Annotated in this window: 12 protein-coding genes; 7 read left to right on the top strand and 5 right to left on the bottom strand. The window is 65.9% G+C overall.

The window, feature by feature from the left end:
• Position 1: 1 nt before the first annotated feature.
• Complete coding sequence (locus tag BM436_RS24120) at positions 2-706, bottom strand: ABC transporter ATP-binding protein (protein WP_093558090.1); 705 nt, start codon at positions 704-706, stop codon at positions 2-4.
• A gap of 33 nt (positions 707-739) precedes the next feature.
• On the bottom strand, positions 740-2,008 hold the full coding sequence (locus tag BM436_RS24115; RefSeq protein ID WP_093558089.1) for an efflux RND transporter periplasmic adaptor subunit: 1,269 nt from the start codon (positions 2,006-2,008) through the stop codon (positions 740-742).
• Positions 2,009-2,358: 350 nt separating this feature from the next.
• On the opposite strand from BM436_RS24115, the gene BM436_RS24110 reads away from it, so the two are divergent.
• From BM436_RS24110 to BM436_RS24100, 3 genes are all read left to right on the top strand, one after another.
• Positions 2,359-5,445 carry a TonB-dependent receptor gene (locus BM436_RS24110; protein WP_093558088.1) on the top strand — a complete coding sequence of 1,029 codons (3,087 nt, stop codon included), beginning with the start codon at positions 2,359-2,361 and terminating at the stop codon, positions 5,443-5,445.
• Between the two features lie 154 nt (positions 5,446-5,599).
• Positions 5,600-7,183, top strand: coding sequence for a MutS-related protein (locus BM436_RS24105; protein ID WP_229490656.1), 1,584 nt, complete (start codon positions 5,600-5,602; stop codon positions 7,181-7,183).
• A 102-nt stretch (positions 7,184-7,285) separates the two neighbouring features.
• Positions 7,286-7,831, top strand: a complete 546-nt coding sequence (locus BM436_RS24100) for a GNAT family N-acetyltransferase (protein ID WP_093558087.1) — start codon at positions 7,286-7,288, stop codon at positions 7,829-7,831.
• Here the strand turns inward: BM436_RS24100 and BM436_RS24095 are convergent.
• From BM436_RS24095 to BM436_RS24085, 3 genes are read right to left on the bottom strand one after another with little or no spacing between them, the layout of a single operon-like run.
• Positions 7,773-8,945 carry an acetyltransferase domain-containing protein gene (locus BM436_RS24095; RefSeq protein WP_093558086.1) on the bottom strand — a complete coding sequence of 391 codons (1,173 nt, stop codon included), beginning with the start codon at positions 8,943-8,945 and terminating at the stop codon, positions 7,773-7,775. The two genes, BM436_RS24100 and BM436_RS24095, sit on opposite strands and share 59 nt — an antisense overlap.
• A 19-nt stretch (positions 8,946-8,964) precedes the next feature.
• Positions 8,965-10,953 carry a phosphoethanolamine transferase gene (locus tag BM436_RS24090; protein WP_229490654.1) on the bottom strand — a complete coding sequence of 663 codons (1,989 nt, stop codon included), beginning with the start codon at positions 10,951-10,953 and terminating at the stop codon, positions 8,965-8,967.
• A gap of 49 nt (positions 10,954-11,002) precedes the next feature.
• Positions 11,003-11,953, bottom strand: coding sequence for a GlcNAc-transferase family protein (locus tag BM436_RS24085; RefSeq protein WP_093558085.1), 951 nt, complete (start codon positions 11,951-11,953; stop codon positions 11,003-11,005).
• 291 nt (positions 11,954-12,244) lie between these two features.
• On the opposite strand from BM436_RS24085, the gene rpsL reads away from it, so the two are divergent.
• The 4 genes from rpsL to tuf all read left to right on the top strand — a co-directional run.
• Positions 12,245-12,628, top strand: a complete 384-nt coding sequence (rpsL, locus tag BM436_RS24080; protein WP_093558084.1) for a 30S ribosomal protein S12 — start codon at positions 12,245-12,247, stop codon at positions 12,626-12,628.
• A gap of 139 nt (positions 12,629-12,767) precedes the next feature.
• Positions 12,768-13,238 (top strand): 30S ribosomal protein S7, encoded by a 471-nt coding sequence (rpsG, locus tag BM436_RS24075; protein WP_093558083.1) that lies wholly within the window; start codon positions 12,768-12,770, stop codon positions 13,236-13,238.
• 110 nt (positions 13,239-13,348) lie between these two features.
• Complete coding sequence (gene fusA / locus BM436_RS24070) at positions 13,349-15,454, top strand: elongation factor G (RefSeq protein ID WP_093558082.1); 2,106 nt, start codon at positions 13,349-13,351, stop codon at positions 15,452-15,454.
• Positions 15,455-15,528: 74 nt separating this feature from the next.
• On the top strand, positions 15,529-16,475 hold a 947-nt coding region (gene tuf, locus BM436_RS24065), incomplete at its 3' end, for an elongation factor Tu (RefSeq protein WP_093558081.1).

Below are 16,475 nucleotides of genomic sequence, written 5' to 3'. Positions count from 1 at the left end.
CCTACACCCCTTTCGCGGCCACCAGGGTGGGCGCCTTGCGCACCAGGTCCGACACCTGGCCGTCGATGATGTGCACATTGCGCTGCGAGCGCACCGCCAGCTCGGGGTCGTGCGTCACCATCAGGATGGTGGTGCCCTGCGCGTTGATCTCCTCCAGCAGCTCCATCACGCCGCGCGCCATCTGGGTGTCCAGGTTGCCGGTCGGCTCGTCGGCCAGCAGCAGCTTGGGCGTGCCGGCCAGCGCGCGCGCGATCGCCACGCGCTGCTGCTGGCCGCCGGACAGCTCCGCCGGATAGTGCTTCATCCGCGAGGCCAGGCCCACCTTGGCCAGCGCGTCCTCGATGCGCTCCTTGCGCTCGGCCGCGTTGAAGCCGCGGTAGCGCAGCGGCACGTCCACATTGTCGAACAGCGACAGGTCGGGGATCAGGTTGAAGCCCTGGAAGATGAAGCCCAGCTTTTCGTTGCGCAGGCGCGAGCGGGCGTTGTCGTCCAGGCCCCTCACGTTGGTGCCGTCCAGGATGTATTCGCCGTCGGTGAACTCCTCCAGCAGGCCGGCGATGTTCAGGAAGCTGGTCTTGCCGGAGCCCGAGGGGCCGGTCACGGTGACGAACTCGCCCTGCTGGACGTTGATCTCGAAGCCGCGCAGCGCGTGGGTTTCGATCATGTGGGTGCGGTAGACTTTGCTCAGGTTTTGCATGCGCAGCATGGTGGCCTCGTGGGTGGGATTGTTCGGTTGATCTTATTGCTTGATCGAGACGCGTTCCGCGTTCTCGAAGGTCTCGGTGCCGGCGATGACGACCTTGTCGCCCTGTTTCAAGCCGCCCAGGATTTCCACCGCGTTGACGCTGGTGGCGCCCAGCTTGATCGGCGTGCGCACGGCCACGCCGTCGCGCAGCACGTAGGCGTAGCGACCGCCCTCGGACTCGACGAAGGAGCCGCGCGGCAGCATCAGGGCGTTCGGTTTCTCGTCGATCAGCAGGCGGGCCGACACGCGCTGGTTCTGGCGCAGGCCCTCCGGCTGCGCGCCGCTGAAGCGCACGCGCGCCAGCACCTGGTTTTTCACCACTTCCGGCGACAGCGCCGACAGCTTGCCCATGGCCTTGGTGGCGCCGACCTGGATCTCGGCGCTCATGCCCAGGCCCATGTCGGCCACATAGGTTTCGGGCACCTCGACCTCGACCTCCAGCGCGGACAGGTCCACCAGCGTCATCAGCGGCGCGTTGGCCTGCACCACGCTGCGGTTCGGCACCGACAGCGTGCCGATGAAGCCGTCCACCGGCGCGCGCACGGTCAGCTCGTCCACCTTGCGCTGGGCGTTGGCCAGGTTGAGCTTCTGGCGTTCCAGCTGGGCGGACTTGGTCTTCAGCTCCAGCAGCACGTTGTCGCCCTCCAGTTCGGCCGCCTGCGCCGCGTGGCGGGCGCGGATCTCGGCCGCCTGCAGCGCGTCCCTGGCCTTCTGGTAGTCGATCTTGGCCACCACGCCCTCGTTGGACACGCTGTCGTAGCGTTCCAGCGTGCGCTGGGCGGACAGGCGGTCGATCTCGGCGGTGTCGGCGTCGCGCCTGGCCAGCATCTTCTGCTTGCGCGCCAGGATCTGCTGGCGCGCCACCTCGGCCGCCAGTTCCGTGTAGGTGGCCTGCTCGCGCTTGAGCTCATCGGCCAGGTCGGGCGATTCCAGCACGGCCAGGATGTCGCCTTTCTTCACCGTGTCGCCGGCGTGGGTCTTCAGGGTGACGGTGGAGGGCGAGGTCGAATACAGGGTGGGGCTGACGGCGGCCACGATGCGGCCGTTGACGGCGGCGTCGCGCACCAGCGTGCCGCGGCTGACCTCCGCGATGCGCAGGCGCGCCGCGTTCACCGAGTGGCTGCTGCCGCTCCAGGTCTGGAACAGCAGGGCGCCGCCGGCCGCCACGGCCAGCGCGATGGCGGCGCCTATCGCCTTGCGCTTCAGGTGCTGGCGCGGGGGCGGGGCGATGACGGTGTCTTGGTGTGAGGTGTCGCGAATCATGGCGGTCGAATAAGGGTATGCGGTTGTGGTCACTAACGCATGATTCGTGCCAATGCCTAAGTCCTTGTTTTCAATGGAATCCGATAGGCCATGTCCGCTGTCCGTCCGTGTCCGCCTGTCCGCCGCCGTCCGCCCGGACAAGCACCGTCCGGGGCAATGATTGCGTATAACATTCCATGTCGAAGCGCAACGAAGCCGATCCCGCCGGCTACCGGAGCTTCGGTTTCCTGTTCTGAGAGAGGTGAATGGTTGCGTATAACATTTAATGTTAGAAATTGTTGACAACGTCATTGCGCGCTTCTACACTGAGCTGCAAGCATCAAAAATAGAACACCACAGGAGACTTAAAGATGATGAAGCAACACGGAAGGTCCGCCGTGCGGGCGCGCCGCCAGGTGGCATTGGGCCTCACGGTCATGGCCGGCCTCATTTCGCAGGCCTACGCGCAGGACGCGGCCCCGGCCAGCCCCGGCGCCGCCCAGGAGGCCGCCCAGCCCATGCAGACCGTCCAGGTCAGCGGCTATCGCAACTCGCTGTTGTCCTCCGCCCGCGACAAGAAGGAGGCGGTCGGCTTCCAGGACTCCATCAACGCCGAGGATTTCGGCAAATTCCCCGACAAGAACATCGCCGAGTCGCTCAGCCGCATCCCCGGCGTGCAGGTGGCGCGCGACGTGACGGGCGAGGGCATGAACATCCAGATCCGCGGCCTGGGCTCGAGCTTCACCAAGGTCCTGCTGAACAACGCGCAGATCGCGGTGGCCTCGTCCGGCCCGATCGACGGCCAGAACAGCAACCGCGAGATCGACCTGGACCTGCTGCCGACCGACCTGTTCACCAAGCTCACCGTCAGCAAGAGCCCGACGGCGGGGATGCTCGAGGGCGGCGCCGCCGGCGTCGTCAACCTGCGCAGCGCGCGGCCCTTCGACAAGGAAGGCCGCTACGTGGCCGGCAGCCTGACCGGCACCAAGACCCAGATCGCCGACAAGGCCGGCATGCGCGGCTCGCTGCTGGGCAGCCAGACCTGGGGCGGCACCTTCGGCGTGCTGGGCGGGATCTCCTTCTCGCGCCAGGAAACGCGCACCACCGGCTTCGAGTCGGTCGGCTGGACCAACGCCAACCTGTCGGCGTCGCAGAACACCTCGGCCACCCGCAACAACACCGGCGGCGGCAACTGGACCATCCCGTCCGTGGTGCCGGCCAACGCCGGCAACGGCCTGGTGGCCGGCACGCCCATCGACCAGGCCTTCCTGCTGGCGCACAATCCCGGCCTGACCATCCAGCAGATCGACAACGCCATCGTGCCGCGCCTGGGGCGCACCATGGACTACTTCGGCACCAAGGACAAGATCTCTGCCATCTTCAGCACCGAGTACCGCCCCACCGGGAACCTGCACTTCTACCTGGACACCATGTACAGCAAGAAGGACGACGAGGCCCAGCGCGTCGCCTACAACTGGGCGGTCCGCAACAACGCCGCCATCCCGCTGAACATGACGGTGGACCGCTCCGACTGCAGCAAGGGCTGCGTGGCCACCGGCGGCACCTTCGCCAACAGCCTGAACTTCATCGAATACGGGCCGCGGCACGACAAGGTGGACCTGCTGGGCTTCAACCCCGGCATGGAATGGAAGCTGAGCCCGACCCTGAAACTGGAGGCGCAGGCCAACTACAACCGCAGCCGCTTCAGCCACGAGGCGCCCACGGTGATGCCGATCACCGCGGTCAACGGCGGCAACACCGTCACCTACGACAACAACAACGGCGGCGTGCCGAACATCAGCTCCAGCCTGGACCTGAACAACCCGGCCAGCTACGTGTGGGGCGGCGGCCGCGTCAACATCCAGAACGAACTGCGCGAAACCAAGACCAAGGGCGCGCGCGCCGACCTGACCTGGGGCGACAAGGCCTTCAGCGTCAAGGGCGGCGTGGCCTTCGACGACATCAACCGCCGCATCCGCGCGCAGGAGAATTCGGCCGCGTGGCAGGCCGCCGTGTGCGGCAACAACCCCAGCGTGTTCCTGCCGGGCCCGAACGGCGCGCCGGCCTGCGACGGCGCCAACACGCCGGGCGCCAGCGCCGCCGCGCTGTATCCTGGCTTCGGCACCGGCTACACCGCCGGCCGCAACGACGCGCTGACCTACGGCGGCTCGTTGATACCGCTGGCCGCGCTGGGCGGCTACATCGTGCCCGGCCCGTACGGCAAGCCCATCATCGACTGGGCGCGCTTCCGCAAGGACGCGAACTACGACCACTACAACAGCACCGCTCCGGACGCCGGCTCCTCGTCCACCGGCGCCAGCGCCGGCTACATCGGAGAGAAGGCCACCGGCGTCTACACCGAGATCGGCGGCGAGGCCAAGCCGCTGGGCTACGAGCTGCGCTACAACGCCGGCGTGCGCCACGTGCGCACCCGCCAGTCGGTGGGTTCGTTCAACTCGCAGACCGATCCGCGCAACGCCGCGCTGCCGCTCAATGGCAGCAAGTATCCCAACCTGAGCCAGTGGGTGTACCAGGAGACGGAGTACAGCAACACGCTGCCCTCCGCCACGGCCGCCCTCACGCTGCGCAGCGACCTGGTGGCCCGCGCCGCCGCGTCGCGCAGCATGACCCGCGTCGATCCGAACGCGCTGCGCCCCGGCATCAACTTCTCGTCGCCGTCGGCCGACATCGGCAGCGTCGGCAACGCCGGCCTCACGCCCTACCTGTCGGACAATATCGACCTGGGCCTGGACTGGTACACCGGCCGCGAAGGCTACGTCAGCCTGACCGCGTTCCAGAAGAAGGTGGACGGCTTCACCGTCAACGAGAACATCACCATGCCGTTCAGCGCGCTGGCGGCCTACGGCGTCACCTACGGTTCGCTGGCGCCCAACCAGCAGAGCGCCATCAACTCGCGCGGCGGCCCGGACGCCGCCACCGTGGTGCTGACCCGTCCCCGCAACGCGGCCGGCACCTTGCGCATCCGCGGCCTGGAACTGGGCTGGGTGCAGCCGCTGGACAAGCTGCTGCCGCTGCGCGGCTTCGGCTTCAGCGAGACCGTCACCCTGATCAACCAGCGCGCCAGCGGCGAGGGCTCGGCCGGCTTCATCGCGCTGGGCGTACCGAAGCGCACCAACAACTTTGGCGTCTACTACGACAACCACGGTTACATGGCGCGCCTGTCGCACACCTTCTCGAAAGGCAGCCAGGTCTCCGGCGGCAACCAGAACGGCATTCCGGACGCCGCGCTGTTCGTCAGCGACTACAAGCAGCTCGACTTCTCGTCCAGCGTGGAACTGGACCAGGTGTTCGACAAGGATGGCTGGCCGACGCTGTCGTTCGACGTCGTCAACCTGAACCGGGCGTCGCGCCGCACCTACTTCCAGTTCTCCAACGCCACGTTCTCGCAATACTCGCCGGGCCGCACCTACTCGCTGGGCCTGCGCATGAAGTTCTGATTTCGAGGCCGCCTCGGCGGCCGTCCCTTATCTCCCGACTGCACTAGTCCCGCAGTCAGTTTCCGCCGCCGCAATCCCGGGCGGCGGTTTTTTTTATGCTTGAAAAGTTGACAACCGGACACATCTGACGACGGTGTCCACTTTGCGATCCGCCATGCTGAAGATGTTGATGGGCTATGAGGCCCCGGTTATCGATTACCCGTTCGCGCCCAGCGACGTGGCCATGTACCACGCCGCCGTGTCCGGCCCGGACAGCCTGGACGACCACACCTGGCGCGACCTGCTGCTGGAGCGGTACGCGGAGCGCCTGGGCCGGGACACGAGCATTTTCGGCAGGCAGATGCTGCACGGCCGCCTGCGCGGCGCCGCCGCCTCGGCCGAGTCCATCGCGCGCGTGCGCCTGCTGGTGGACGACGGCGCGACCCGCGAGCGGCTGCACCAGGCCTGCGGCGGCCTGCGCGCGGCCGACGCCGACGTGGCCGGCCTGCTGTTCGGCGAGGGGCCGCCACCCTCGCCGCGCTGGAGCCGCTGCCTGGCCCTGCTGCCGCTGGTCTTCCTGGCGTCGCTGGCGGGCGCCTTTTTCTGGGCGCCGGGATGGATCGTGGCGGTGGCGCTGTGGCTGGCGCTGATGGCCATGCAGACCGCCTACTACCAGCGCGCCCAGGATTGGGAACGCCTGGTGACGGCCTTGCAGCAGCAGTTGCGCGTCCACAGCCTGGTGGGCGCGCTGCCCGCCGACGCCGCCGTGGACGCCTGCGTCGCCGCGCTGCGGCCGGACGCGTCGCTGGCGGGCAAGGCCAGCCGCAAGCTGGGCCGCTCGCCGCTGGCGCGCGCCATGCCGGGCGTGAAGGAGTACAACGACTGGATATGGCTGTCGAACATCCGCCACTACTACGCCAGCCGTGACGCCTTCCTGGCCCTGCGCGGCTTCCTGCGCGGCAGCTACCTGCTGGTCGCCAACCTGGAGGCCGATATCGCGCTGGCCCGCCACCTGGGGCAAGCGCCGCGCTTCTGCTGGGCCGGGCTGGGCGAGTCCGGCGATTGCGGCGAGTCTGCCGAATCCGGCGGCGATGGCGCGATCGCGCTGGACGGCGTGGTGCATCCGCTGCTGGACGAGGCCACGCCGCTGACGCTGGAGCTGCGAGGGCGGGGCGCCTTCATCTCAGGCCAGAACGGCGTCGGAAAAAGCACGCTGTTGCGCACCATTGGCCTGAACCTGGTGACCGCGCGCGCCTTCGGCTTCTGCTACGCGGACGCGGCCAGCGTGCCGCCGCTGCCCGTGTATTCCAGCATGCAGAGCGAGGATTCGCTGGCCGGCGGCGAAAGCCTGTACATCGCCGAGCTGCGGCGCGCGCGGGAGCTGCTGGCGCTGGCCGCGAAGGGACCGGCGCTGTTCATCATCGACGAGATATTCCGGGGCACCAACCACCTGGAATCGGTGTCCGCCGCGGCGGCCGTGCTGGACACGCTGGCGCGCTCCGGGACGGTGCTCGTCTCGTCCCACAACCTGGTGCTGGCGCCGCTGCTGGAGCACGCGCTGGCCCCGCTGTGCGTGGGCGAGGAGGGCGGCCGATTGCGCGTGCGCCCCGGCGTGCTGGCGCGCACCAACGGCATCGCCCTGCTGGCCGAGCGCGGCTTCGGCCCCGCCATCGAGTCCAAGGCGCTGAGCGTGCACAACTGGCTCAGCGACTACCTCGCCCACCCGTCGGAATGCGGCCATGTATTGAGCGAGGTATAAGAGCGCGTTAAAACTCATTTAAGAGTTATTTCCGTAATGCAATAATTATGCTACTCTGAAAGGGTGCGGATGCACATGTCCGATTGAATATGGGAGGCCCGTATGTCGACCACCGGGAGCACGAGATCCGAAACGGCTGTGGCCCTGCGCGTGGTTCCGGTGGACGACTTGCGCGCGATCGCGGCGTCGGAAGCGCCGGCCTCCGAACGCTTCATCGACGGCGCGCTGCCGCCCCCGTTCGTGGCCGAGCGGGCCCTGCGGCAGCTGGCCGAGGGCAAGCCGGCGTTCTGGTGCAGCACCTTCTACATCGTCCGCGAATCGGACGGCTACATCGTCGGCGGCTGCGGCTTCAAGGACGAACCGTATGGCGACCGGGTCGAGATCGGCTACGCGGTGGCGCCCGCCTGCATGCGGCAGGGCATAGGCGGCGCCGCCGTCGGCGCCTTGCTGGAACTGGCGTTCGACAGCGGCGAGGCCAGCGAAGTGCTGGCGCAGGTGGAGCCGTCCAACGTGGCGTCGACCTGCCTGGTGCGCAAGCTGGGCTTCACCCGCCTGGGCATCGCCACCGACGAGGACGGCACCACCGTCTTCAGATGGCTGGCGCGGCGGGGCGGAGTGGCCGCCGCCGCCGCTGCCAGAGCCGGGTGAGCCCGTACATGATGAACAGGATGGCCACCCACGCGGCGTACACCACCGGCAGCGAAGGCGTGTAGCCATCCGGCAGCCGCAGCGAGCCGTCGACGAATTCGGGCGCGGCGCCGAAGCGGACCTCGAACAGCACCCCCGCCAGCAGGTGGATCAGCGCGATGTGGATGGTGTAGAAGAACAGCGGAGAACGGCCGAACGCCAGCACGAAAGGCAGCAGGCGAGCCATCGCGCGCACGCGCTCGAACAGCGCCAGCAGGGCGAGGCCGATGGCGCCGGTCACGCACAGGTACTGTAGCGACGGCGGGTATTTGTGCACGCGCGCGAACGACATCAGGTCGAACATCCAGCCGCGCCCCTGCGGCGACCAGGGCTGGGGATCGCCATACACGTTCCAGGCGCGCAGCAGCGCGAACGCCAGCAGCAGCGCGCCCGCCGCGGCCAGCAGCAGGCGCTGGCGCCGCGCCGCGGGCAGCGCGAACACGGGGCCGGACGCGTAGCCGGCCGCCATCAGGCCCACCCAGGGCACCAGCGGGTACATGAACACGATGCCGAAGCCGCCAGCGAGCGGATAAAAGCCGCCCTGGTGCAGGGCCTGCCACAGCAGGCCGCCCGGCCGCCAGCCATCGAGCGCGTTGTGGCCCAGGATCAGCGCGGCGGCGAAGGCGGCGATGGCAGGGCGCGGCAGCCACACCAGGCCGGCCAGCGCGATCATGCCCATCCCCAACGCCCAGATCACCTGCGCGATCATCACCTCGTAGCCGAATTGCCAGCTGAAGCTGATCCAGGTCCATTCCAGCGCCACCAGCATGGCGCCGCGCGTGGCGAGATGGCGCGACAGCTCGCGCCTGCGGGCGGATCGGTCCGCGCCGGCGCCGCCTTTCGCGCCGCGCAGCCAGGCCGAGGTCCCGGCCAGGAACACGAACACGGTGGCGCACAGGTGGGTGATCCAGCGCGTCCAGAACCACGCGGGCGTGGTGGCGGCCAGGTCCTCCGGCTGGAAGGGCGCGGGGCCGAAGAAGTCGCGCACATGGTCCAGCGCCATCAGCACGATCACCAGCCCGCGCAGCATGTCGATCGATTGCAGCCGCGCCGTGGTTTCCGTGTCAGCCATCATGTCGTCTCCCGTGTGGCCGCTAGTCCTGTTTGAGCGGCTTGTTCCTGTCGATCACCTCGCGGCACGCGCCCTTGACGATGGCGTTGTCGTAGTTGGTCCAGCCATAGCTGTCGACGTAGCGCTTGTGGTGCTTGAACTGCTTGTTCACGAAGCTCCACTCCAGGCGCTCGCCCGGATAGCGGATGTCGCCCAGGTCCAGCAGCGTGTGGAACATGTTCTCCGTGGCCAGGCGCGACTTTCTGTGCCGCTCCAGCTGGCGCACCTTGTCCGGGTAGCGGTCCTTGTACTGGTCCGAGTACCAGACGAAGGCCGGCACGTGGAACTCGTACTGCGTGTTGTGGCCGTGGAAGGCCAGGCGGCAGGCGCCGTCGTACAGGGTCTGGCCGTGGTCGGACACGTACACCAGGGAGCTGCGCAGCGGCGCCGACTTCAGCGCGGCGATCACCTGCGACAGGAACCAGTCCGTGTACAGCACGGAGTTGTCGTAGCTGTTGTTCAGCTGTTCCTTGATCCGCAGGTCCGTGTAGGCCGGCTTGTTCACGCCGTACAGCGACGGTTTCCACTTGTCGAATTCGGCCGGGTGGCGCTGGCTGTAGTTCCAGTGGCTGCCCAGCGTGTGCAGCACGATCAGCTTTTTCGGCGCGGGCGCGGCCAGCGTCTGCCTCAGCGGCGCCAGCAGGATCTGGTCGAAGTTCGAGTTGTTGGTGAAGCCGCCCAGGTTCAGGAACTGGATCACGTCCGCCTCCTTGGCGAACACCGACACCGGCGTGTCGAACTGGCCGAACGAGATCTGGTTCGACAGCCAGTAGGTCTTGAAGCCGGCCTCCTTGTAGGCGGTGATGAAGGACTTCTCGGCGAAGCCGTCCCGCAGGCTCTGCGTCGCCGGCTTGCGCGAGATGATGACGGGCACCGACAGCCGGGTGGCGGAAACGGCGGTGATCACGTCGCGCAGCGCCACCAGGTTGCCCTCCCTGGACAGCAGCGGATTGGTCTCGCGCTGGTAGCCGTTCAGGCTCCAGCGGTCGTAGCGCGAGGACTCGCCGATCACCAGCACCACCACCTCCGGCTCCTCGTTCGGCTCGGCCTGGCGCGCCTTGAAGGTGAAGGCGCCGCTGCGGCTGCCCAGCTCCGCCAGGTGCTGGCGCTCCTTGTAGAAGTCCACGCCGCGCGCCATCAGGCCGAACGGCCAGGTGCCGGTGAAGGCGTCGAACTCCACCGGCACCCGCGCCCAGTGCGCCAGCGGGCGCAGCTTCCAGCCGGTGCGGCCTGCGGCCGGCACCGAGCCGGTCTCCGGGGCCTCGTCGGCCTCCACCGCGTCCTGCACCTCCTCCTCGTCCTCGCCGGGGACGACGTCGCCGAAGCCCGAGGCGGCGGCCGACGCGGTGGGCGCGGAAGCGCCGGCGGCGGGCGCTCCACTGGCCGATGCCTTGTCCGCCGCCTTCGCCGGCGCCTTGGCCGGGGCGGCCTTGGGCGGCGCCGGCTTGCCGGCCACGCCGAATTCCCAGCCGTAGGCGGCCACGCCGCCCAGCACGCCGACGATGGCCAGCGCCACCCAGCGCGAGGCGTCGTTCCAGTCCAGCGCGCGCGTCTTGAAGGCCATGCGCCAGCCGGCGACGAACCAGGCGATGGCCGTCAGCAGCACCGCGCCCATCAGCCACACGGTGCGTCCCAGGAACTCCATCGCCTCCTTGGGGCTGGTCTCGGCGATGATGCCCAGGTGATGGGTGGAGATGCCCTGGCCGTAATAGATGATCAGGTAGACCTCGGTGGGCAGCGCCAGGAAGGCCGGCAGCAGCAGCCAGTGGAAGTAGGCGGGCCGCTTGAAGGCGGCCCACACGGCGGTCCAGGCCACGATCTCCATGCCCAGCATCTGCCACGGCTGGTCCACCGGCTTGCCCATGGCGAGCGGCACGAAGGGCACGGCCGACAGGGCGATGTAGCTGAGGAGCAGGAAGAGGGGGCCGGGTTGCACGCGCATGGGACGAAGGGTGGGGGCGAAGGCGCCCATTATCGGGCCCTTTGGCCCACCCGGCGAGCGCTTTGTGCGGCCCGCCCGGTCAGCACAGCTGGCCGTTGAACGGGTCGCCCACCTGGCGCAGCCGGTAATTGATGCCGCTGAAGGCGGCGAACTGCTCCAGCGTGCGCACCGAGCCCAGGCCGTAGGCGCCGGGCAGGCCGTCGCCGCACAGCAGGCGGTTCAGGCGGCTGGCGGCGCGCGCCGTCAGGTAGCTGCCGGTGAAGGCGCGCTGGTTGTTCACCTCGCCATGCCAGTGGTGGGTCTCGTGCGGCGTGTTGGCGGCCTTGTACAGGTGGTAGATCGGCACGTGCAGCGGGTGGAAGATGTCCCAGCCGCGCGTGTAGGCGCGCACCGCCAGGCTTTGCTCCTCGCCGTGGAAGTACAGATAGGGATCGTAGGGCACTTCCTCGATGAAGTTGCCGCAGCAGAACACGAAGCCGGCCGCGATGTGGCAGCCCGGCACCGGCTGGTCGGTGAACAGGTGCTTGGCGATGAAGCGCAGTACCACCTCGCTGGGGGTGAGCGGCGTGTCCGGGTGCGGGCGCAGCACCAGCACCGTCTTGCCCTCGGGCCGCACGTATTCGGGCTTGCCGTCCACCATGTCGAAGCGGTAGGGGTAGGTGCTCAGGATGGGCTTGGCCGAGCGCGCCAGCAACTGGCTGTGCTGGCGCCGCAGCACCTCGTCCCAGCCGGGCTCGAAGCACATGTGGGAATCGATCTGCAGCAGGTACTGCTCGCCGTCGTACAGCGAGAAGGCCTGGTTGCGCGCCCACGACACGCCCAGCGTGTCCTGCACCTGCACGTGCAGGTAGCGGATCTGGCCGGCGAAGGGCAGCGCGGCGATCGCCTCGCGCTGGCTGGCGTGGTTCTGGTCCACCACGGCGAAGCGCAGCAGCTCCGGCCGGGCCGCCTTGGCGATGGCGTCGTTCAGGGTGAAAAACAGCATGGGATCCAGGTAGGACGCCAGGCTGACGAAGATGTTCTGGTTCAAGCGCGCGCTCCAGCGGTGGGTTGCCGGAAATAGTAACAGTTCCCGTGGGGCATGCAACCGCGGCCTGCGCCCTTGCCGCAAAAATGTGCAAAAGCGGTTGACCGCGGTTGCGCACCAGTCTATACTCGCGAGTTCTCATTTTATCCTGCGCATCGTATACGCAAAACGGGCCGCTCTGCGTGAGTGGCTGTTCGTGCCTTCGGTGCCGGTAGCTTGGGTCTAGGTTTTAGCCCCCGGACAGCGTTTTGGCTGTGCGGGTTGTCAACGTAGTATTTTGTTGGATTAAGAACGATGCCAACCATCAATCAATTGATTCGCAACCCACGCGTTTCCCTGCGCGTGAAGAGCAAATCGCCGGCACTGGAAAACTGCCCGCAAAAGCGTGGCGTATGCACCCGCGTATACACCACCACTCCTAAGAAGCCTAACTCGGCACTGCGTAAAGTCGCCAAAGTGCGTCTGACCAACGGTTTCGAAGTGATTTCGTACATCGGCGGCGAAGGCCACAATCTGCAAGAGCACAGCGTGGTCCTGCTGCGCGGCGGCCGTGTGAAAGACTTGCCGGGTGTGCGTTACCACATGGTTCGCGGTGCACTGGATACCCAGGGCGTTAAAGACCGTAAGCAAGCTCGCTCGAAGTACGGCGCGAAGCGTGCCAAGGCTGGCAAGAAGTAAGACAAGTTTCGCCTGGTTGCAGCTAACTAAGTGAATGTAATCGGTCGTACTGGCCGAGTAAGTGGACCACTATGATGGTGATCCGCGAGGTTGCGAAACATATCGTCGCAAGCTCAACTGAAGATTGAAAGGAATTGATATGCCACGTCGTCGTGAAGTACCCAAGCGCGAGATTCTGCCGGATCCAAAATTCGGCAACACCGATGTCGCCAAGTTCGTGAACGTTCTGATGCTGTCCGGTAAGAAGTCGGTCGCTGAAAACATCATCTACGGTGCCTTCGAGCACATCGCCACCAAATCGGGCAAGGATCCGCTGGAAGTGTTCGCCACCGCGATCAACAACGCCAAGCCGCTGGTTGAAGTGAAATCCCGCCGCGTCGGTGGTGCAAACTACCAAGTGCCGGTTGAAGTCCGCCCAGTGCGCCGCATGGCCCTGTCCATGCGCTGGCTGCGTGAAGCCGCCAACAAGCGCAGCGAAAAATCCATGCCACAACGCCTCGGCGGTGAGCTGATGGAAGCGGCTGAAGGCCGTGGCGGCGCGATGAAGCGTCGCGACGAAGTCCACCGCATGGCTGAAGCGAACAAGGCGTTCTCGCACTTCCGCTTCTAATAAATTCGGCCGGGACAGCTTCCCGGCCATTTATTCATTGTACGAAGCCGGGCTCATTTTTGTGAAAAAATGGCGTCCGGTTTTGTTCATTCAAAGATTTAGGATCAACTATGGCCCGCAAGACCCCCATCGAGCGCTACCGCAATATCGGTATTTCCGCTCACATCGACGCCGGTAAGACGACCACCACCGAGCGCGTGCTGTTCTACACCGGCGTGAACCACAAGATTGGTGAAGTGCACGACGGCGCAGCCACCATGGACTGGATGGAGCAGGAACAAGAGCGCGGTATCACCATCACCTCCGCGGCGACCACCTGCTTCTGGAAGGGCATGGCGAACAACTTCCCAGAGCACCACATCAACATCATCGACACCCCGGGCCACGTCGACTTCACCATTGAAGTCGAGCGCTCGATGCGCGTGCTGGACGGTGCTTGCATGGTTTACTGCGCAGTGGGCGGTGTTCAGCCACAGTCGGAAACCGTATGGCGCCAGGCCAACAAATACAAGGTGCCGCGTCTGGCCTTCGTGAACAAGATGGACCGCACCGGCGCCAACTTCTTCAAGGTCTACGAGCAGATGCGCGCCCGCCTGAAGGCGAACCCTGTCCTGATCCAGATCCCGATCGGCGCCGAAGAGAACTTCAAGGGCGTGATCGACCTGGTCAAGATGAAGGCCGTGATCTGGGACGACGCTTCGCAAGGCATGAAGTTCGACTACGTCGACATCCCGGCCGAGCTGGCCGATTCCGCCGCCGAGTGGCGCGAGAAGATGGTTGAAGCCGCCGCCGAGGCGAACGAAGACCTGATGAACAAGTACCTGGAAGAAGGCGACCTGACCGAAGCCGAGATCAAGAAGGCGCTGCGCGACCGCACCATCGCTTCCGAGATCGTTCCCATGCTGTGCGGCACCGCCTTCAAGAACAAGGGCGTGCAGGCCATGCTGGACGCCGTCATCGAGTACCTGCCTTCGCCGCTGGACATCGAAGACGTCAAGGGCACCGACGAGGACGAAGAGCCGACCTCCCGCAAAGCCGCCGACGACGAGAAATTCTCGGCGCTGGCCTTCAAGATCATGACCGACCCGTTCGTCGGCCAGCTGGCCTTCTTCCGCGTGTACTCCGGCACCGTGAACTCGGGCGACACCGTGTACAACTCGGTCAAAGGCCGTAAAGAGCGCCTGGGCCGTATTCTGCAGATGCACGCCAACCAGCGCGAAGAGATCAAGGAAGTGCGCGCCGGCGACATCGCCGCCGCCGTGGGCCTGAAAGACGTGACCACCGGTGAAACCCTGTGCGATCCATCGTCGATCATCATCCTGGAGCGCATGGTGTTCCCCGAGCCTGTGATTCAGCAGGCTGTCGAGCCTAAGACCAAGGCCGACCAGGAAAAAATGGGCCTGGCGCTGAACCGCCTGGCGCAGGAAGATCCTTCGTTCCGCGTCAAGACCGACGAGGAATCCGGCCAGACCATCATCGGTGGTATGGGCGAGCTGCACCTGGAAATTATCGTCGACCGCATGAAGCGCGAATTCGGCGTGGAAGCGACCGTCGGCAAGCCGCAAGTGGCCTACCGCGAAACCATCCGCAAGACCTGCGAAGAGTCCGAGGGCAAGTTCGTCAAGCAGTCGGGCGGCCGCGGCCAATACGGCCACGTGGTTCTGAAGATCGAGCCGCAAGAGCCGGGCAAGGGCTTCGAGTTCGTTGACGCCATCAAGGGCGGCACCGTTCCACGCGAATACATCCCTGCGGTTGAAAAGGGTGTGCGCGGCACGCTGAACACCGGCGTGCTGGCCGGCTACCCAGTGGTCGACGTCAAGGTCACGCTGTTCTTCGGTTCGTACCACGATGTGGACTCGAACGAAAACGCGTTCCAGATGGCCGCTTCGATGGCCTTCAAGGATGGCTGCCGCAAAGCGGCTCCAGTCATCCTGGAGCCAATGATGGCGGTGGAAGTGGAAACGCCGGAAGACTACGCCGGTACCGTGATGGGCGACCTGTCGTCCCGCCGTGGTATGGTGCAGGGCATGGACGAAATCCCAGGCGGCGGTGGCAAGATCATCAAAGCTGAAGTGCCTCTGTCGGAAATGTTCGGTTACTCGACCACCCTGCGTTCCGCGACGCAAGGCCGTGCGACCTACACGATGGAATTCAAGCACTACTCCGAAGCGCCTAAGCACGTGACCGACGCGATCGTCACCGCTAAAGCGAAGTAAAATCAAATGCTTGGCCGGCCGCGGGTCGATCCCCCGGCCGGTCAACTTTAAATCTTGTTCTAAGGAAGAATAAAATGGCAAAAGAAAAGTTCGAGCGGACTAAACCGCACGTCAACGTAGGCACCATCGGTCACGTCGACCACGGCAAAACCACCCTGACCGCTGCGATCGCAACCGTTCTGTCGAAGAAATTCGGCGGCGAAGCCAAAGCGTACGACCAGATCGACGCCGCACCGGAAGAAAAAGCGCGCGGCATCACCATCAACACCGCGCACGTTGAATACGAAACCGCCAACCGTCACTACGCCCACGTTGACTGCCCAGGCCACGCCGACTACATCAAAAACATGATCACCGGTGCCGCGCAGATGGACGGCGCGATCCTGGTGTGCTCCGCCGCCGACGGCCCAATGCCACAGACCCGCGAGCACATCCTGCTGGCCCGTCAGGTTGGCGTTCCATACATCGTCGTGTTCCTGAACAAGTGCGACCTGGTGGACGACGAAGAGCTGCTGGAACTGGTTGAGATGGAAGTGCGCGAGCTGCTGTCGAAATACGAGTTCCCAGGCGACGACCTGCCGATCATCAAGGGTTCGGCACGTAAAGCACTGGACGGCGACACCGGTCCGCTGGGCGAAGAAGCCATCATGGCCCTGGCCAACGCGCTGGACAGCTACATCCCTACGCCAGAGCGCGCAGTGGACGGCGCCTTCCTGATGCCAGTGGAAGACGTGTTCTCGATCTCCGGCCGCGGCACCGTGGTGACCGGTCGTGTCGAGCGCGGCGTTGTCAAAGTCGGCGAAGAGATCGAAATCGTCGGCATCACCGACACGGTGAAAACCACCTGCACCGGCGTGGAAATGTTCCGCAAGCTGCTGGACCAGGGTCAAGCCGGCGACAACGTCGGTCTGCTGCTGCGCGGCACCAAGCGTGAAGACGTGCAACGTGGTCAAGTTCTGGCGAAGCCAGGCTCGATCAAGCCGCACAACCACTTCACCGGCGAGATCTATGTGCTGTCGAA

The organism is Pseudoduganella namucuonensis (assembly GCF_900116645.1).
GTDB classification, from domain to species: Bacteria; Pseudomonadota; Gammaproteobacteria; order Burkholderiales; family Burkholderiaceae_D; genus Rugamonas; species Rugamonas namucuonensis.
This window is presented reverse-complemented; position numbering and strand designations above follow the sequence as displayed.